The following is a 17,655-nucleotide window of genomic DNA, read 5'->3' on the forward strand; positions in this document are numbered from 1 at the left end:
ATTGGAGAAAATTATGAAAATTTATCGTATTCCGGTAGGGGAGCTTTTAGCTAACTGTTATATTATTGAGACAGAAAATAAAAATGCTGTTGCTATAGATCCGGGAAGTGACTTTCAGAGAATAAAAAATCTTCTTGACGAACATGAACTTACTTTAAAGAAAATTCTGCTTACTCATGGACACTATGATCATATAGGTGCAGCTGGTGAAGCGGCTGACGTATACGGCGCACAGGTTTACATACATGAAGAAGATGCGCCTATGCTTGCAAGTCGTACAAAAAGTCTGGCTGACGCAATAGGTGCGGGTCAATTCAATGAAATTACGAAATTTACAACAGTAACAAACGGTGATGTTATTATCCTTGATGAGCTTTCATTTGAGGTCATTCATACTCCGGGTCATACAAGGGGAGGAGTCTGTTATAAATGCGGTAATGCGCTTTTTACAGGTGACACACTTTTTAAACTATCAATGGGAAGAACGGATTTTCCGGGCGGAAATATGGGAGAAATGTTTAAGTCACTTCAGAAAATTGCAAAATTGGAAGGAGATTATGATATTTATCCCGGGCATAATGAAACCAGTACTCTTGCATATGAGAGAAAAAATAATCCATATTTAAAAGGAAATCCTTATGAAGATTTTATTTAAAGGTCACGATTTTAAATATGAAACGGAAGCAACGGTAAAGCTTTTTGTTCCATCCAGATTTACCTTTCATTATGACATTACAGATGCTGACGGTGATATTGTAATGTCTCAATTGAAAGAATGCCGACAATTTACCTATCTTTTTGCTTATTGCCGTATTAACGGTATGAAAGCTAGAAAAGCATATAAAATTCCTAATGAAAGTTTCGATAGAAATAATTGTGAGCATGAAATTTGCAGGCTTATTTACCTGTGTTTGCAAAAGCTTACGGGGATTACGCCTCCATGGGGGCTTATGACCGGAATAAGACCTGTAAAAAAAATGTCCGCTTTAATTGAAAACGGAATGAGCAAGGGACAGGCATTTAAAGCTTTAAAGAATAAGTATATGGTTTCGGACAGACGTCTTGAGCTTGTTTATATGACTGCTGTAAATCAGATTCCGCTTTTAAAGCAAATAGATTCTGATACGGTAAGCCTTTATGTTTCTATACCTTTTTGTCCTTCCAGGTGCAGTTACTGTTCATTTGTTTCACATTCTATTGAAAGCGCCAGAAAACTAATACCTGATTACATAAGATTTCTCTGCCGTGAAATTGAAATACTGGGAAAAATTATCAGAGACTTAAATCTTAAAATTGATACTGTATATTTCGGAGGCGGTACTCCAACGTCCGTTGAAGCATCGCAGCTTGATATTATTATGAAAACTCTTTCTGAAAACATTGACGTTTCAAAAGTTAGAGAATATAATGTTGAGGCAGGACGTGCAGACACCATAACTATTGACAAACTGAAAGTAATCAAAGAAAACGGTGCGACAAGAATATCAGTAAATCCTCAAACCTTGAATGATGAGGTTTTAAAAATTATCGGACGCCGTCATACTGCTGAGGACACTATAAATGCTTTTTATTCTGCACGATCCTTAGGATTTGACAATATTAATATGGATTTGATTGCCGGTCTTCCCGGCGATTCTTTTGAAAGCTTCTGCAATACTCTTGATAAAGTAACGGAACTTGATCCCGAAAGCATTACAGTACATACCCTTACAATAAAACGTTCAGCAAAGTTATATGAGGAGAATATAAGTACATTTAAAAATAATCCGGCGTATGATATGGTAAACAGGAGTATAGATATTCTTCCGAAAAAAGGATATATGCCGTACTATCTCTACCGTCAGAAAAATACTCTTGAAAACTTAGAAAATATCGGATTCGCTAAGGAAGGCAAAGAGAGTCTTTATAATATATTTATAATGGATGAAACTCAGATCATTCTGGGTGCCGGTTGTGCAGCGTCAACCAAACTGATTGAGTCTGACGGAAAGATAACAAGGATTCACAACTATAAATTTCCTTTTGAATATATAAACAGATTTGATGAGCTTATGAAGAAAAAGGAACTTATATACAAGATTATTAAACCATTGGAGAAAAATTGATTTATGGATAAAAATCAGATCGTAACACTTGAAATTACCGATATTACATCGGAGGGAAACGGAGTAGGCAGAGCAGACGGAATGGCAGTATTTATTCCGGAAACGGCTGTCGGTGATATTATAGAAGCCAGAATAGTAAAGGTTTTAAAAAATTATGCATATGGAAAAGTGGAAAAAATAGTAAAACCGTCTGCTGACAGAATAGAAATTGATTGTAAATATTTTCCTAAATGCGGAGGGTGTTCATTACGTCACATAAGTTATGACAGTGAGCTTAAAATTAAGGAAAAATTTGTATATGACGCTTTTACAAGAATTGGTAATATTAATACTGAATTTTTACCTATTTTGGGATGTGATTTACCTGATAAATACAGGAATAAAGCACAGTATCCTGTAGGAACAGTAAATAATAAGCCGGTGTATGGTTTTTATGCTAAGAGAAGTCACCGTATTATATCTGGCAGTGAGTGCAAACTTCTTCCGGATATATTTGACCATATTGCCAGTGATGTTATAGAATTTGCTTTACAGAATAATATAAAAGGGTATGATGAAAATACAGGGAGAGGATTACTTCGTCATATTTTTATCAGACAAGGATTTCATTCAAAAGAAATAATGGTATGCTTTGTTGTTACTAAAGCATTAGCTATTAAATTTACAAGATTATGTGAAGTTCTTACAGAAAAATATCAGGACATAAAAAGTATAGTAATGAATATTAATCCTGAAAATACGAATGTGATTTTAGGTAAAAAAACTGTCACCTTATGGGGGAAAAACGAAATTCAGGATATAATGTGCGGTAATAAAATAAATATTTCACCAGAAGCCTTTTATCAGGTGAATACTAATCAGGCAGAAAAATTGTATGCTGTTGCTGCAAATCTTGCCGACTTTAAAGGAAATGAAATTCTACTGGATCTTTATTGTGGGGCCGGTACTATTGGTCTTTCAATGGCATCAAAAGTCAAAAAGCTTATCGGAGTGGAGATTATACCTCAAGCTGTTAAAAATGCCATGGAAAATGCACACAGCAGTAATATTTTTAATTCAGAATTTATTTGTTCGGATGCCGGCAAAGCGGCAGCAAAGCTTAAAGAATCCGGTATAATACCTGATATTATAATACTTGATCCACCTAGAAAGGGTTGTGATAATCTGACTCTGGATTCAGTATTGCAGATGAATCCGAAAAAAATTATTATGGTTTCTTGTAATCCGGCTACTGCCGCAAGAGATTGTTCATATCTTTGTCAAAATGGATATATCGCCGAAAAAATCCAGTCGGTTGATATGTTCCCTAGGACGATACATGTCGAGTGCGTAGTGTTGATGTCAAAAGTACAGAAGTAAATACCGAAAAAGGCTTGAAAACAAGGCATTTCCGAGGGTTTGGTAGCAAATCCAAGTCCTCGGATTTTTTGCGTTTTAGGTTGAATTCTATGGCTATTTAATAAGGTTGACCGTATGGCATAGTGTAGTAATGGTTGACCATACGAAAATGTTTAATGGTATCTACTTAAAATACAAATGACTATAAATGATAGCAAATAACATCAAATCACTACAAATACGTTGAAAAATTCATAATTGAATGATATACTGTATTGGTATCATTGTGCGATTAAATAGAGAGGTATCAGGATGAATGATAATCAAGAAAAATGGATTAGCATAGATGAAGCAGCAGAATATTTAGGTGTGAAACCTGGGACTGTTCGTGGATGGTTAAGAAAAGATAAAAGCATTCCGGCACATAAGATTGGCAAACAGTGGAAATTTAAACTAACTGAACTTGATGCATGGGTAAAAAGCGGAAAAAGTGCCGAGATTTAAGGAGGTATACCCTATGAAGAATAATTATTTTCCCTCAAATAGTATGCTTGAAGAGGCTGTTATTAAGTCATTGGAATTACTTAATGGTACCGCAACAACTAAGCAGATTAATCAAAAAGTAATTGAGGTTTTAGAATTGCCAGATGAAATAGTTCAGCTAGAGGATGAAAGTGGTCTTGGAACTAAATTGAATTACCGACTTCGTTGGGCAAGAACCAATTTAAAGTCAAAAGGCAAGATTAAAAATGTTACAAAAGGGACTTGGTCCTTAAGTTAACAATCTTTAGGAGGAACTATGAGTTTATATAAAATTGAGAGAGAATTCTTTCAAAATGTTACTGAGCATCAGCGAGAGGCTATGCTTACAAATTTTGTGTTAGATGATGATGGGAATATTGTTATTCCTTATACACATAAAGGTTATACGGTAAATGATTTGAAAATTGATTACCGAAAAGACGTAAAGGCTATTAGTATGTTTTCAGGGGCAGGTGGCCTAGATATTGGCACCCAATTGGCGGGAGTAAAAGTGATTTCTAGTTTGGATATATTTGAGGACAGTGTTGAAACATTAAAAATGAATAAGTTCTTTGATCATACAATTCATGAGGTTGGAGACATTACTAAAATTGATGGCAAGCATTACGAGAAATTACTAAAAAAAGAGAATCCAGAGAAGTTAATAATTGTTGGTGGACCTCCTTGCCAGCCTTTTTCAAAAGCAGGATATTGGGTAACAAATGAAAAAAGAAATTCAAATGATGACCCAAGGAATATGATTGTTCCATATTTCAAAATAATTTCAGAGCTTCAACCCGATGGGTTTGTTTTAGAGAATGTTGAAAGCATTCTTCACCCATCAAACAAAACTGCAGTTGAATCGATTTATGAAAATATGAAAGCGCTAGGATATCATTGTTCATTATTAAGGGTTAATGCTGCAGATTATGGAATTCCGCAAAAGAGAAAAAGAGTATTTTTTTTAGCGAGCAAAAAAGAAATAAATGCTACATTGGTGAAAACACATGGAAATGAGAAAGAATGTTTAGCTAATCCTGATTTATTACCATATGAAAGAGTAATTGATTGGATTGGAAAATTCGATGCTGTAGAATTTTGTGAGGGTGAAAAACTAGAAACTGAAGGAAAATGGGAATACGAATTAACATGTATTCCTTTCGGTAAAAATTATATAGCATTATCCGAAAGAGAGAATCACCCTAACCCTGTATTTGTGGCGGGGAAAAGATATTGGTCTTCGCTTTTGAAACTACATCCGTTTCTTCCATCTTGGACCATTATTGCAAGTCCAGGACATTGGGAGGGACCTTTTCATTGGAAGAATAGAAGATTGAATATAAGGGAGTTGGCAGCAATACAAACGTTTCCTGATGATTATGCTTTTTTTGGAAGCACATATTCACAGCATAAGCAAATAGGAAATGCGGTGCCTCCATTATTAGGAAAAAAGGTGGTTGAAGAATTATGCAAATGGATATAAAAAAACCTAGGGTAATTAGCCTTTTTTCTGGGGCAGGTGGACTTGATATTGGTTTTAAAAAAGCTGGGTTTAGAACAGTCTTTGCTACAGATGTTTGGAATATTGCTTGCGAAACTTTAAAAGCAAACAATATGTCGGATGAAGTATTTTGTGGCGATGTAAGAAATATTGATTTTAAGGAACTGAAGAAAAGATATGGTGAGGTTGATTGTCTTATCGGTGGACCACCCTGTCCGCCTTATAGTCAGACGCGTCATTATTTGGTAGGCAAAGCTGGTGGTTTTGATGACGAACACGCGGGGTTTGCTGTCCCTGAATATTTTAGAGCGGTGGAAGAACTGGAACCTAAAGTATTTCTTTTTGAAAATGTAGATGGTTTTTCATTCAAAACACATCAAGAAGAATTTGATTTTTTGAAAGAGAGAGCTGATAGTTTAGGGTACAATATTGCGTTTAAAGTTGTAAATTGTGCAAATTATGGTGTGCCTCAAACTAGAAAAAGATTTTTCTGTGTTGGAAGCCGTAAAGAGTTACCTAAGTTTGAATTTCCCGAAGAAACTCATGCAGATCCACAGAAAAAAACAGATAAACTTCCGTGGGTTACTTGTGGTGAAGTTATTTCTGATTTTGATAATATCACAGAAGAAGAAAAACTTCAGAGACCAGGAACCAAGGATTATGAGTTGTTGCTAGAAATACCAGCGGGTGACAATTATCTTTATTTTACAGAAAAACGTGGATATCCTAATCCAAAGTTCAAGTGGAAATCAAGATACTGGACATTTCTTTTGAAATTGACACCAGACAGACCTTCATGGACAATTCAAGCTAGTTTTTCTACTAATCAAGGTCCGTTTCATTGGAGAAATCGTTTCTTGAGGATTGAAGAACTTAAAAGATTACAGACATTTCCGGATGAGTATGTATTGACTGGAAATATGAAGGAACAGTGGCGTCAAGTTGGTAATGCTGTTCCTGTGAGGATGGCACTTATATTAGCTACAAAAATAAAGGAGGTATATTTCGATGGAAAGAGATGAGCGTTATGAGGTTAATTCGCAAGGTTCAATAGTTGTAGGAACACCGGTCACTTTAACACCGTCAGAAAGGAAAAGCATGATAGAGAATATGTTCTCTATTAACGGATGGACATATACTCTTTTAGAGGAGATTACATCTGCCCATTATTACATCGAACTTAAAAACGAAAATTTGCAGATTGAAAAGCGTTTCCATCTTTTCCACGGGAATGTTCGTAAAGAAGACCCAGAACGTAATCGTGAAGAAAAGAAGATACAGTTGGGTACAGAAAATGATCCAAGACAGTATTTTGATGACGCTTTAATTCTTGGTTTTTATGTATATGAAAGCAAGAATTCCCTTGCCGATACTATTATTGTTGCATGGCCGATTGAGGAAGGGAAAAATTATCCTGCCAATCCTAGTTTGCGCGTAAACATGAGAACTGATGTAATGCCTGCGAAAAATGCTGGATATTATGTTGATAGAACAACAGGTAAAAACTTAGTTGTATTTCGACCAGAATTTATCTATCACTATATTGAAAATTATAAGGATTTACACTATGGACCAACAGATGTTAGCCATCCAGGCGATATGAATGATGATGGAAAAATTGATAATACGTTAGAGCCTGTGAGACTTGCTGGTGGCACAAATGTCCTACTCTATGGTGTTCCAGGTTCAGGTAAAAGCTGGACTATTGAACATGAGTACTGTAAACCTGGTACTGTAGTAGAAAGATTAGTATTCCATCCGGATTATACAAATGCTGATTTTATTGGTCAAATTTTACCTGTGGTTGACCCTGTGGATAAAATGGTTACTTACGAATTCACACCGGGACCGTTCACTAATATTCTTAAAGAGGCGTACAATAACCCTTCAAAATCTTATGTGTTAATCATTGAAGAAATTAACCGCGGTAATGCTCCAGCTATCTTTGGGGATGTATTCCAGTTATTGGATAGGACTGTAGAGACTAAGGTTATGGATGGGATTAGCTATCCTAGAGGAACTAGTGAATATGGAATTACAAATGAAAACATCGCAAAGGTTGTATATGAAAACGGAAAACACAAGGTAAGAATTCCATCAAATCTTTCTATCTTAGGTACTATGAATACATCAGATCAGAATGTATTTACATTAGATACAGCTTTCCAAAGAAGATGGAACATGAGACTTATCGAGAATAATTTCAATAATGTTAGGGGTTCACTTGCTAATGCGGAAATTCTTGATACTAAGGTTACATGGCAGAAATTCTGTGAAACAGTTAATACTATTATTATCGGCAATAGAGCTAAAATGGCATCTGCTGAAGATAAGAGGTTAGGTGTTTACTTTGTGCATGAACAAGACCTTGCTTTTGATTCTAGAGTACTACCTACTGGAAACTTTATGACTACTTATGACGAATTAAATGATTTAGTTCGTCATGAGTTACTTGGCACGTTGGATGCTACTAAGAAAGCAAGACTTGAAGAAATGAGAGATGCTATTCTTCACAATAGATTATTCCCTGAAAAAGTAATCAAGTACTTGTGGGATGATGCTTTTAAGTTTAATCCTGAGGCAATCTTTGATACGGAGAATATGGACAGCCTTGAAGAAGTAATCAGAACATTTGTATACAGCAAAGGTTCTGATAGATTTAAAATTTTCAAACAGAATGTTAGGGATACCCTTTACCCTACTCAACAGTAAAAAAGCGTAAGTAGATAAAGGTGGTGATTCTTAATGGACTTAACGAAAAATCTAAGGCAGCGATGTCATGTAAATACAAATGAAGATGGTGATAGTTTCGTTGGTGTAAAAGCTGATACAGATGATGCCGTGATTTATTTTCCATTGGGTTATCAATTGCCGGAAAATGATGATGACTTAAGAGTTGATATTAATAACTTATTCGGTGTTCTTGCTGCATTTATGAAAGAGGATAAGGTTATCGAAGCTCCTAAGTTTGAGGCACCAAGAACCGTAGATTTTCCAATTCATGCATACTTAACGGTTATTCGTGGTTTCTTAAGAGCGGGACGATATTATATTGAGACTGACCCACAGTACAAAACAGATACTAAAGGAAGGACTTCTTGGCCAAAGACCGTAAAGGAACAAAGAGCATTAGTTCAGAAAAATGGTTCACTGATTTTCACTAATATGACTATTCGCTCATCTACTCCAAATGCCAATAAGGAAATAACGCAGATACATAGATACTGTGTTTACGAGGCATTTGAAAAAATGGGATGGTTGTATGTTCCTTTTATGCCTGAGAAACCAGGAATGCATCCAGGGATAAAAGAGTCTATCTATATACTTAACAAAAAATTGGCAAGTACCAACAATGATAATGAGCAAGAACTTTTCACAGCTATGAGAGCAATGCTTGAATACATGGATCAGAAATTGTCTGATACACAGTATTTCTTTGGTACTGACCATTTTGAAACAGTATGGGAGAAAATGATAGATAAAGCATTTGGTATAGAAGACAAGACACAATACTTTCCAAAAACTAGATGGTTGTTGGATTATGGACACGATAAGGAGAAAACTCCGCTATATCCAGATTCAGTCATGATATATAAAGATAAGTATTATGTTTTAGATGCCAAATGCTATCGTTATGGTTGGACAGGAAATCCTGACCATCTGCCTAACGGAACTGATATTAATAAACAGATTACATACGGTGAATACATCGAAAGAGTAAAAGGTGTTCCGAATGATAGTCTATTTAATTGCTTTATCATGCCGTACAACAAAAAGGATAATCTTTTCAGATTAAACAGTAATGTTGGAAATATTGGTGAGGCAATTGGCGATTGGAGATATGATTCAAGTAATCCTAAAATGAAGAACTTTGAAAGAATTCAAGGTATAGTTATGGATACTAGGTATTTGATGTATAATTATATTGGTACCCCTGAACAACAGAAAAAGGAACTTGCAGAATGCATAGAAAAGGTTCTGTCAAGAGGACTTGTGTCTCCTCCAAAACAATAATATAAAAACACATAAATACTAAAGCCTCCATTTAGTAGCGTAACAGCTATTAAGTGGAGGCTTTTTTTATTTGCCGAGTTTTCTTTGCCTGCTACGTCTTTGAGCAGCAGCATTGGCACAAGCCGGACAACAGTATTTTTTATTTGTGACAGTAGCACTAATCAAGAAATATTTTTCATGTTTGCAATAAGGGTTTTCACATTCCTTATACAACTCTACTCCTGGTTTCATATAAAATACTGAAAAATATAAAGCCTCAAGAAGACTATTGAGTTTCCAAGTAGGTGCAAGGGCATTGATTTCTAACTGTGGGCAAATATTACGCAAGTTAGCATTTATTTCTTCACTGATTACAATCTTAGCAATTTTAACTAGTGCAGTTTTCATCTCATCTGAGAAGTTTTCTCTCTTTGGATTTGTGTGATAGGTAACTCTTGTAGGTTCAACATCTTTAATAACACCGACCTTCTTTTGATAGTTGTAATAGAAGTCAATGATGTTTCTTAAGTTTTCACCAGCTACATTGTAAGTAGTATACAGACAGAAGAGATTTCTAAAATGCCAATCTCTACTTCCTGCGAGTCCGTTAATTCCATCTCCGGAACTCATCCCAGCAAGCTCATTTATATCAAGCTTTTCATAATCCCCTTTTAAAGTATCGAATATAGATATACATTCAGTGTCAAAGAATTCCTGGTTTCTATTTAAGTTAGGAATGGCATTGTACGTTCTAATCAAATCAGTGAATTCGTGAAAATTGGTATTGTAGTTTACTCCTGACAGAACCATTTCTACGGGATTCGAAAAAAGCAAGTAAGTTGTATAAACAAGAATTGCTTTATAGTCTTTCTTTCCTGCTATCGCACTCATCAGCTTTACAGTAGCTTTGATTCGATTCAAAATTTCTAATAACGCAGTTCCATCAACTGTCTCATACGATTCTGAACTAACCGGAAAAATAAAACCATATTTCTCTAAAAAGCTAATTGTCCCATCCATATCATTAGGTTTTATTGCAAGTAGCTGACCGAGAATATTTTCACTAATCACTCCTCCAGCATTGCCAGATAGGTTTAATCCCTTTTGCGCAGAATAGGAAAAGCGAAGTGTGTCACTGTCAGGTTTTGCACACACCTTCAAAATAAAAGAAGGATCTACACCTGGGGCTGTATATACAGTCTCTTTTTTGCATTCACAAGGACTGTTTTCTAGTTCAAAAAAATTATTTAGAAAAAAATTCGATGAATTTATCATGACATACCTCTTTTCTGAGATTTTATTACTGCTAATATTTGAAGATTTGTGACATAACCCATTACGAATGAGAAAGTGCCTCCTCAAAATATAACTCGTAATCATATTATAACATCAAAATAATGGGAATACAATATATAACCCCTTATGCAACTATTAAGCGTGTGGGGTATTTTTATGGAAATTTTCTTACATATTGAATGAGAGTAAAATAAAAAGCAGTTAAGACACATGACTTAACTAATAAATATCACAAGGCCTGATTAGCTATAAGGGCATTGGGATACAGATATCGACACCAAACACAGGACAAACCCTGTGGAAAGTGCGATGGAAGTACCCTTATTTCCTTATGCCCATTTTCAGGCAATCCGGGTCGGTACTTCTATAAGCACCGGCCTTTATTTGTTCCCATTGCCCGACTGCTGAGAACCAGGCAGAAAGGCAGGAACATTATGAAGATTAAGATGCGTTATGAGGATGCATACCAGACCCTTGAGGTCGAAACACAGGAGATTGAAAAGTGGTTAAACATTTCTATCTCAGAAGATGAAAGCGAAGAGGATTACGAAAAGAGAATCCAGGAAGAAATCGAAGTCAGATACAACCGTCCTGACTACAACAGCTGGCACAAGCATGACCGCCATACAGGTGTTGCTAAATGTAAAGGTAAAGAAGGAACTGTTGAAGTGAACACAGAGGAAGCCATCATGGCGAGAGCAATTGACACTTCTGTATTTACAAAGAGCATCGATGAGGTGGAAACCAAGTTAGACCACGAATATCAGTATGCGCATTACTGTGGCTGGATTCGTGAAGTGCTTAAACCAACAGCAGCAGAAATGGTGATTGCCATTGTTCTTGATGGAATGTCTGTTGGTGAATACGCAGCATCAATTGGTGAAGATGCTAACAATGTCAGTCACCGTTATAGAAGAGCAATCAACAAATTAAAAAAAGTTTTTGAAAAAACGTTCTTTTAACCCTATCACCGAGGCTACCCATTAGGAGGCAAGGGTCTCCAAGAAATTTTATGGAGGTAATTCGAATGGACGAATTAATCAGAATCAATTTTGACAGTGACAGACCTACTGTGAGTGGTCGAGATTTACACGCAGCATTGGAAGTAAGAACTGCATACAAGGACTGGTTTCCAAGAATGTGTGATTACGGCTTTGAAGAAGGTACTGACTTCTGCTCATTTTTGAGCGAAAGCACAGGTGGAAGACCTGCAGTGGATCATCAGCTTACCATTGCGATGGCAAAGGAACTCTGCATGATTCAGCGTTCAGAGGCAGGCAGAACGTCAGTACTTCATCAAAGTTGAAGAGGCATGGAACTCACCGGAAGCAGTAATGGCAAGAGCATTACAGTTTGCCAATAATCAGCTTTCATTGGTGAAGAAACAGAACTTGGAACTTCTTGAAACAGTAGCTGTTCAGAATCAGCAGATTGCAGAGATGCAGCCTAAGGCAAGCTACTACGATGTGGTGCTTAACTGTAAAGACCTTATCTCAACATCTGCAATTGCAAAGGACTATGGAAAGTCAGCTATCTGGATGAACCGTTATCTTCACGATAAAGGGGTTCAGTTCAAACAGGGCGATATCTGGCTGCTTTATCAGAAGTATGCAGAAAAAGGATATACAAGCACCAAGACTCACAGTTATCCAGGTTGCAATGGAGATATGCATACAAAGGTTCATACATATTGGACACAGAAAGGAAGACTCTTCATTTATGAACTTATGACTGGTGATGGATACTATCCACTTATTGAGCAGGAGGTGTAACGGATATGAGTATTGATAAGTTTAACCCCGATGGTTATTACGACCCTACTACATATGAGGCACTTACCAATATTCACCGTGAAGAAGTGGCAGCTGATAAAAAGGCTGCCTATCTTCCTTTGGTGTATGTATGCAGTCCGTATGCAGGTGATATTGAAAATAACGTGGCAAATGCAAAGAAGTATAGCAGATTCACTGTAGAGAATAATGCAATTCCGGTTACTCCACATCTTCTTTACCCACAGTTTATGGATGATGCAAACGAGAAGGAACGTGAGATGGCTATGCACTTCAATTATGTATTGCTCGGCAAATGTACCGAGTTATGGGTGTTTGGTGGTGTTGTAAGCCGTGGAATGGCTCGTGAAATCAATGTAGCCAAGAAAAGAAGAATGAAAATCAGGTGGTTTACCTGGGAGATGAAGGAGGTTCAGGAATATGATTAATTTCACTTTATATACAGCTGACTGCACGGGTAACAGCAGTAACTGTCTATACCCACATAAAATGAAGGTCACGGGCAAAGATACATTTATTGCAGCAATCAAAACAGATCATGTAACAGCAAAATACAAAGGAAATTACAGAAGTAATGACAATTTTGAATACTCCGACTGTGTGCCTCTTGACTGTGACAATGATCATTCAGAAAACCCTGATGACTGGATTACACCATTTGACCTTGCAATGGCTATGCCGGGAGTTCAGTTCGCAGCATCTTATAGCAGACATCACATGAAGGTAAAAGGTGACAAATCCGTAAGACCTAGATTTCATGTGTTTTTTGCGATTACGGTAATCAAGGATGCAGAAGAATATGCAGACCTTAAAAAGAGAATTGCATCGGCATTTCCCTACTTTGATACCAATGCACTTGATAGTGCGAGATTTCTTTATGGAACTGATGATACCGATGTTGAAATCTATGACGGTGATAAATCAATCGTGGATTTTCTTGAAGAGGATGGCTTTGCAGATTTTGATGCCAGCCTTGAACAGGTGCCGGAAGGACAGCGTAACAGCACCATGAGCCATATCGCAGGGAAAATCATCAAGAGATACGGAAATATAGAAGAAGCTTATCAGATTTTTCTTAAGAAAGCAGAACTCTGTAATCCGCCACTTCCTGAAAGCGAACTCAAGATAATATGGAGAAGTGCATCGAAGTTTGGCACCAAGGTATCTAACCAGGAAGGTTACATTCCACCTGAACAGTACAACTCCGACTGCAGATTAAAGCCAGAGGATTTTTCGGATGTGGGACAGGCTATGGTGCTTGCAAGAGAATACAAGGATATCCTTCGTTATTCTCCATCAACAGATTACATGGTCTACAACGGCAGTTTCTGGGAAGAGTCGAAACCAAAGTCCCAGGGTGTTTCGCAGGATTTAACAGAAAGACAGCTTGCAGAGGCTGAAGCCGAAATGAAGAAGGCTATAGATGAACTTGTAAAGAATGGTGGTATGGAGATATTGGTTTCTGTGGGTCCGAAGAAGGCAGTGCAGATGTTCAATAAGCAGCAGGCTCATGCCTATGCGTTGTATGAAGATGCTGTCGCATACAAGAAGTATGCCGTCAAAAGAAGAGACACCAAAAACATAGCTGCAACGCTTAAGGAGGCTCGTCCAATGCTTGAAGTCGAACAAAGAAACCTTGATGCAGATGAGTTCTTACTTAATACACCTGCTCTGACTTTTGACTTAAGACAGGGACTTAAAAGTCCTCTTGAGCACTTGCCGGAGCATTTCATTACAAAGCAGACAACTGTTGACCCATCAGATGATGGCAAGGATATATGGGAATCTGCACTTGATATCTTTTTCCTTGGTGACCAGGACCTTATCGATTATGTTCAGAGAATGGTTGGTTTGTCAGCCATCGGAAAGGTGTATGTAGAGGCACTTATTATCGCATATGGTGAAGGCCGCAATGGTAAGTCTACTTTCTGGAATGTTATCGCAAGAGTGCTTGGTACATACAGTGGCAACATTTCAGCTGATATGTTGACCGTTGGATGCAGAAGAAATGTAAAGCCTGAACTTGCAGAGGCAAAGGGCAAGCGAATGCTTATTGCAGCAGAACTTGAAGAAGGTATGAGATTAAACACAGCCAATGTAAAACAGCTTTGTTCAACTGATGAAATTTATGCTGAGAAGAAGTATAAAGATCCGTTCTCATATACTCCGACACACACACTTGTGCTTTATACAAACCATCTGCCAAAGGTCGGGGCGATTGACAAAGGTACATGGCGAAGACTCATTGTTATTCCATTTGATGCAAAGATTGAAGGCAGTGCAGATATTAAGAACTATGCTGACTACCTTTATGAGAATGCAGGTGGTGCGATTCTTTCCTGGGTTATCGAGGGTGCAAGAAAAGTGATTGCAGACAATTACAAAATCGAACCTCCACAGAAGGTGCGTGATGCCATTGAGCATTATAAGGAAAGTAATGACTGGCTTTCCTACTTCTTAAGTGAACGCTGCGAACTTGACCCTGCCTATGTGGCAAAGTCGAGCGAGATATATAACGAGTATCGAATCTTCTGTACCCAGGTGGGTGAGTTTACAAGAAGCACAACAGATTTCTACACAGCCTTGGAAACGGTCGGATTTGAAAGATATCGTGACCGTAAAGGCAGATACATTAAAGGCTTAAGACTCAAGACGGACTTTATGGAAGAAGAGTAATGACAGTAGGTGTGACAGTTAATGACGGCTATTTGCTATCCTTTTCTATAGAGTAAAAAAAAATAAGTCTATATATAAAGTATAGGAAATGACAGTCTTACCCTGTCACACCATCAAATTCAGCATTGATGGAGGTGGCACGAATGCGTGAAAAGGAAGTAGAGCAGAAGCTTGTAAAAGCCGTAAAGCTTGCAGGTGGTTTCTGCATCAAATTTACATCTCCCGGATTTGACGGAGTGCCGGATAGAGTGGTTCTTCTTCCAAAAGGGAGAATGGCTTTTATAGAACTCAAGGCTTCTGGCAAGAAACCAAGAGCCTTACAGATAAGAAGAATGAAACAGTTATCAGCTTTAGGGTTTCTCTGTTATGTGGTTGATAACACTGATGTGATTGGGGGTGTCATTGATGAAATACAATCCTCATGATTATCAGACTTATGCAACAAACTTTGTCCTGGAACATCCCGTGGCAGCAGTCTTTTTAGAAATGGGACTCGGAAAGAGCGTGATTACCTTAACGGCTATATTTGAACTTCTCTATAACAGATTTGAAGTTGGAAAGGTTCTGGTGATTGCACCCCTTCGAGTAGCAAGAGATACATGGCCTGCAGAAATAGAAAAGTGGGATCACTTAAAGGGACTGACCTATTCGGTGGTTATAGGTACAGAGGCGGAGCGAAAAGAGGCATTAAGAAAAAGTGCTGGTATCTATCTGGTCAATAGAGAAAATGTGGACTGGCTCATCAATAAGAGTGGATTTCCGTTCGACTTCGATATGGTTGTTATTGATGAGTTATCGTCTTTCAAGTCAGCATCGGCGAAACGATTCAAGAGCCTTCTGAAAGTAAGACCAAAGGTAAAAAGAATTGTGGGTCTTACAGGAACTCCAAGCAGTAATGGACTTATGGATTTATGGGCAGAGTTCAGAATCCTTGACATGGGAGAAAGGCTCGGAAGATACATCACACATTATCGTATGAATTTCTTTGTGCCAGATAAACGAAATCAGCAGATGATATTTTCCTACAAACCAAGACCAGGTGCGGAAGATGCCATCTACAGACTGATATCGGATATTACGATTTCTATGAAGTCGGCAGATTTTCTTAAAATGCCTGAATGCATTATGAACGAAGTGGAAGTAAAGCTTTCAGAAAAGGAATGGTCTGTATATGACGAATTAAGACAGGAAATGGTTGTGTCTTTGGGAGAGGAAGAGATTGATGCTGCAAATGCAGCTGCTCTTTCAGGCAAACTTCTGCAGATGGCCAATGGTGCTATCTATAACGAAGAAAAAGAGGTCTTTCATATTCATGACCGTAAGCTTGACGCACTTGAGGACTTAATCGAAGGAGCAAATGGCAAACCTGTGCTTGTGGCATATTGGTATAACCATGACCTGGAGCGAATCAGGGAAAGATTCAAGATTCGTGAAATCAAGACTTCCAAGGATATCAGTGATTGGAATAATGGAGAGATACCTGTCGTAGTTATCCATCCTGCGAGTGCCGGACATGGCTTGAATTTGCAAAGTGGTGGTTCGACCCTTATATGGTTTGGTCTTACCTGGTCATTGGAACTTTATCAGCAGACCAATGCAAGGTTATGGAGACAGGGGCAGAAATCCACGGTTGTCATACACCACATTATTTCAAAGGATACCATTGATGAAGATGTGATGAAGGCATTAAAGCTCAAAGAGAAAACACAGACAGATCTTATCAATGCGGTTAAGGCGAGAATCGGAGGTGGTGCTTATGACGGCTAAAGATTATCTGAACAGACCGTTCATTCTAAATAACAAGATTAACGATAAGCTTATCAAGCTGGAATGCTATAAGGAATTATCAACAAGTGTTTCTTCCCCAAGCTTTGATGAAAAGTTTTCGGGAACAAGAAATCTTGAACCACCCTTTGTAAGATACCTTGGCAAAATCAGTAATCTGGAAGAAGAGATAAAAGCTGACTATGAAAAGCTTGAAGATATGAAGAAGGAAATCGATGCAGAAATCGATAAACTGGAAGACCCGTATGAACAGCTTATCCTTCGCTACAGATACCTGATGTTTATGCCGATGAACCAGATAGCAACGAAGGTACATTACACATTGAGGTGGACACAGCGAATTCATAACAGAGCAATAGAAAACTTTGAAAGAGTTCACCCCAGTTCACCCTAGTTCGCCCCGAGTTCATCTATAAGTCGCATAAGGGATGTGCTATACTTATAATAGCAAAATAGAATGAGTTACAGCCTTGTGGGGAAACCTGCAGTGGACCATAGTCAATAATCTGGACACAAAAAGGCGAAAAGAATTAAGAAGAAAGTAAAGAATTTTCAAAATGAATGGGTGACAAATAATTAATAGCCGAGTGAATGCGATTAAGATTATAAAAGCCATTAATATAATCAAAGAGTCTGATATTAGCCTCAT

Annotated in this window: 19 protein-coding genes; 17 read left to right on the forward strand and 2 right to left on the reverse strand. The window is 37.6% G+C overall.

All coding sequences use genetic code 11. From position 1 onward, the window contains the following. The first annotated feature begins 13 nt into the window (after positions 1–13). From OCV67_RS05960 to OCV67_RS06000, 9 genes are all read left to right on the forward strand, one after another. Positions 14–655 carry an MBL fold metallo-hydrolase gene (locus OCV67_RS05960; protein ID WP_147643073.1) on the forward strand — a complete coding sequence of 214 codons (642 nt, stop codon included), beginning with the start codon at positions 14–16 and terminating at the stop codon, positions 653–655. Beyond that, positions 639–2,105 carry a coproporphyrinogen dehydrogenase HemZ gene (gene hemZ / locus OCV67_RS05965; RefSeq protein ID WP_147643074.1) on the forward strand — a complete coding sequence of 489 codons (1,467 nt, stop codon included), beginning with the start codon at positions 639–641 and terminating at the stop codon, positions 2,103–2,105. Before OCV67_RS05960 ends, hemZ begins: the two co-directional genes overlap by 17 nt. Before the next feature lie 3 nt (positions 2,106–2,108). Then, positions 2,109–3,464: a 23S rRNA (uracil(1939)-C(5))-methyltransferase RlmD gene (gene rlmD, locus OCV67_RS05970; protein WP_147643075.1), complete on the forward strand. Its 1,356-nt coding sequence runs from the start codon at positions 2,109–2,111 to the stop codon at positions 3,462–3,464. A 291-nt stretch (positions 3,465–3,755) separates the two neighbouring features. Further along, the gene (locus OCV67_RS05975) at positions 3,756–3,947 is read left to right on the forward strand and encodes a helix-turn-helix domain-containing protein (protein ID WP_147643076.1); all 192 of its coding nucleotides are present in this window, start codon (positions 3,756–3,758) and stop codon (positions 3,945–3,947) included. 13 nt (positions 3,948–3,960) lie between these two features. Then, positions 3,961–4,224 carry a winged helix-turn-helix domain-containing protein gene (locus tag OCV67_RS05980; protein ID WP_147643077.1) on the forward strand — a complete coding sequence of 88 codons (264 nt, stop codon included), beginning with the start codon at positions 3,961–3,963 and terminating at the stop codon, positions 4,222–4,224. A gap of 18 nt (positions 4,225–4,242) precedes the next feature. Beyond that, positions 4,243–5,448: a DNA cytosine methyltransferase gene (locus tag OCV67_RS05985; RefSeq protein WP_147643078.1), complete on the forward strand. Its 1,206-nt coding sequence runs from the start codon at positions 4,243–4,245 to the stop codon at positions 5,446–5,448. Further along, positions 5,433–6,488, forward strand: coding sequence for a DNA cytosine methyltransferase (locus OCV67_RS05990; protein WP_262644363.1), 1,056 nt, complete (start codon positions 5,433–5,435; stop codon positions 6,486–6,488). The genes OCV67_RS05985 and OCV67_RS05990 overlap by 16 nt, the downstream gene beginning before the upstream one ends. After that, complete coding sequence (locus OCV67_RS05995; protein WP_147643079.1) at positions 6,475–8,178, forward strand: AAA family ATPase; 1,704 nt, start codon at positions 6,475–6,477, stop codon at positions 8,176–8,178. Before OCV67_RS05990 ends, OCV67_RS05995 begins: the two co-directional genes overlap by 14 nt. A gap of 33 nt (positions 8,179–8,211) precedes the next feature. Then, positions 8,212–9,480 carry an LlaJI family restriction endonuclease gene (locus tag OCV67_RS06000; protein WP_147643080.1) on the forward strand — a complete coding sequence of 423 codons (1,269 nt, stop codon included), beginning with the start codon at positions 8,212–8,214 and terminating at the stop codon, positions 9,478–9,480. Between the two features lie 66 nt (positions 9,481–9,546). Here OCV67_RS06000 and OCV67_RS06005 read toward each other — a convergent pair whose 3' ends face one another. Next, positions 9,547–10,734: a hypothetical protein gene (locus tag OCV67_RS06005; RefSeq protein WP_147643081.1), complete on the reverse strand. Its 1,188-nt coding sequence runs from the start codon at positions 10,732–10,734 to the stop codon at positions 9,547–9,549. A gap of 455 nt (positions 10,735–11,189) precedes the next feature. Between OCV67_RS06005 and OCV67_RS06010 the strand changes: the two genes are divergently transcribed. From OCV67_RS06010 to OCV67_RS06045, 8 genes are all read left to right on the forward strand, one after another. After that, positions 11,190–11,717, forward strand: a complete 528-nt coding sequence (locus tag OCV67_RS06010) for a hypothetical protein (RefSeq protein ID WP_147643082.1) — start codon at positions 11,190–11,192, stop codon at positions 11,715–11,717. A gap of 65 nt (positions 11,718–11,782) precedes the next feature. Further along, positions 11,783–12,061 (forward strand): antA/AntB antirepressor family protein, encoded by a 279-nt coding sequence (locus OCV67_RS13805; protein ID WP_262644365.1) that lies wholly within the window; start codon positions 11,783–11,785, stop codon positions 12,059–12,061. Positions 12,062–12,089: 28 nt separating this feature from the next. After that, positions 12,090–12,527 (forward strand): phage antirepressor KilAC domain-containing protein, encoded by a 438-nt coding sequence (locus tag OCV67_RS13810; protein WP_262644367.1) that lies wholly within the window; start codon positions 12,090–12,092, stop codon positions 12,525–12,527. A 5-nt stretch (positions 12,528–12,532) separates the two neighbouring features. Next, positions 12,533–12,973 (forward strand): DUF7768 domain-containing protein, encoded by a 441-nt coding sequence (locus OCV67_RS06025; RefSeq protein ID WP_147643083.1) that lies wholly within the window; start codon positions 12,533–12,535, stop codon positions 12,971–12,973. Further along, positions 12,966–15,221 (forward strand): phage/plasmid primase, P4 family, encoded by a 2,256-nt coding sequence (locus tag OCV67_RS06030; protein ID WP_147643084.1) that lies wholly within the window; start codon positions 12,966–12,968, stop codon positions 15,219–15,221. The genes OCV67_RS06025 and OCV67_RS06030 overlap by 8 nt, the downstream gene beginning before the upstream one ends. A gap of 143 nt (positions 15,222–15,364) precedes the next feature. Beyond that, the gene (locus OCV67_RS06035; protein ID WP_147643085.1) at positions 15,365–15,646 is read left to right on the forward strand and encodes a VRR-NUC domain-containing protein; all 282 of its coding nucleotides are present in this window, start codon (positions 15,365–15,367) and stop codon (positions 15,644–15,646) included. Continuing rightward, positions 15,627–16,988 (forward strand): SNF2-related protein, encoded by a 1,362-nt coding sequence (locus tag OCV67_RS06040; RefSeq protein WP_147643095.1) that lies wholly within the window; start codon positions 15,627–15,629, stop codon positions 16,986–16,988. Before OCV67_RS06035 ends, OCV67_RS06040 begins: the two co-directional genes overlap by 20 nt. Beyond that, on the forward strand, positions 16,978–17,400 hold the full coding sequence (locus tag OCV67_RS06045; RefSeq protein WP_147643086.1) for a hypothetical protein: 423 nt from the start codon (positions 16,978–16,980) through the stop codon (positions 17,398–17,400). Before OCV67_RS06040 ends, OCV67_RS06045 begins: the two co-directional genes overlap by 11 nt. A 136-nt stretch (positions 17,401–17,536) precedes the next feature. Here OCV67_RS06045 and OCV67_RS13715 read toward each other — a convergent pair whose 3' ends face one another. Beyond that, positions 17,537–17,644 (reverse strand): IS3 family transposase, encoded by a 108-nt coding sequence (locus OCV67_RS13715; RefSeq protein ID WP_394802684.1) that lies wholly within the window; start codon positions 17,642–17,644, stop codon positions 17,537–17,539. Positions 17,645–17,655: the final 11 nt, after the last annotated feature.

Source organism: Porcipelethomonas ammoniilytica, from assembly GCF_025567485.1.
Classification (GTDB): domain Bacteria; phylum Bacillota; class Clostridia; order Oscillospirales; family Ruminococcaceae; genus Porcipelethomonas; species Porcipelethomonas ammoniilytica.

What these genes read in the sequence shown, in the direction of transcription:
- OCV67_RS05960 (WP_147643073.1), top strand. Translation starts at nt 14, where the DNA reads ATGAAAATTTATCGTATTCCGGTAGGGGAGCTTTTAGCTAACTGTTAT.
- hemZ (WP_147643074.1), top strand. Translation starts at nt 639, where the DNA reads ATGAAGATTTTATTTAAAGGTCACGATTTTAAATATGAAACGGAAGCA.
- rlmD (WP_147643075.1), top strand. Translation starts at nt 2,109, where the DNA reads ATGGATAAAAATCAGATCGTAACACTTGAAATTACCGATATTACATCG.
- OCV67_RS05975 (WP_147643076.1), top strand. Translation starts at nt 3,756, where the DNA reads ATGAATGATAATCAAGAAAAATGGATTAGCATAGATGAAGCAGCAGAA.
- OCV67_RS05980 (WP_147643077.1), top strand. Translation starts at nt 3,961, where the DNA reads ATGAAGAATAATTATTTTCCCTCAAATAGTATGCTTGAAGAGGCTGTT.
- OCV67_RS05985 (WP_147643078.1), top strand. Translation starts at nt 4,243, where the DNA reads ATGAGTTTATATAAAATTGAGAGAGAATTCTTTCAAAATGTTACTGAG.
- OCV67_RS05990 (WP_262644363.1), top strand. Translation starts at nt 5,433, where the DNA reads ATGCAAATGGATATAAAAAAACCTAGGGTAATTAGCCTTTTTTCTGGG.
- OCV67_RS05995 (WP_147643079.1), top strand. Translation starts at nt 6,475, where the DNA reads ATGGAAAGAGATGAGCGTTATGAGGTTAATTCGCAAGGTTCAATAGTT.
- OCV67_RS06000 (WP_147643080.1), top strand. Translation starts at nt 8,212, where the DNA reads ATGGACTTAACGAAAAATCTAAGGCAGCGATGTCATGTAAATACAAAT.
- OCV67_RS06005 (WP_147643081.1), bottom strand. Translation starts at nt 10,734, where the DNA reads ATGATAAATTCATCGAATTTTTTTCTAAATAATTTTTTTGAACTAGAA.
- OCV67_RS06010 (WP_147643082.1), top strand. Translation starts at nt 11,190, where the DNA reads ATGAAGATTAAGATGCGTTATGAGGATGCATACCAGACCCTTGAGGTC.
- OCV67_RS13805 (WP_262644365.1), top strand. Translation starts at nt 11,783, where the DNA reads ATGGACGAATTAATCAGAATCAATTTTGACAGTGACAGACCTACTGTG.
- OCV67_RS13810 (WP_262644367.1), top strand. Translation starts at nt 12,090, where the DNA reads ATGGCAAGAGCATTACAGTTTGCCAATAATCAGCTTTCATTGGTGAAG.
- OCV67_RS06025 (WP_147643083.1), top strand. Translation starts at nt 12,533, where the DNA reads ATGAGTATTGATAAGTTTAACCCCGATGGTTATTACGACCCTACTACA.
- OCV67_RS06030 (WP_147643084.1), top strand. Translation starts at nt 12,966, where the DNA reads ATGATTAATTTCACTTTATATACAGCTGACTGCACGGGTAACAGCAGT.
- OCV67_RS06035 (WP_147643085.1), top strand. Translation starts at nt 15,365, where the DNA reads ATGCGTGAAAAGGAAGTAGAGCAGAAGCTTGTAAAAGCCGTAAAGCTT.
- OCV67_RS06040 (WP_147643095.1), top strand. Translation starts at nt 15,627, where the DNA reads ATGAAATACAATCCTCATGATTATCAGACTTATGCAACAAACTTTGTC.
- OCV67_RS06045 (WP_147643086.1), top strand. Translation starts at nt 16,978, where the DNA reads ATGACGGCTAAAGATTATCTGAACAGACCGTTCATTCTAAATAACAAG.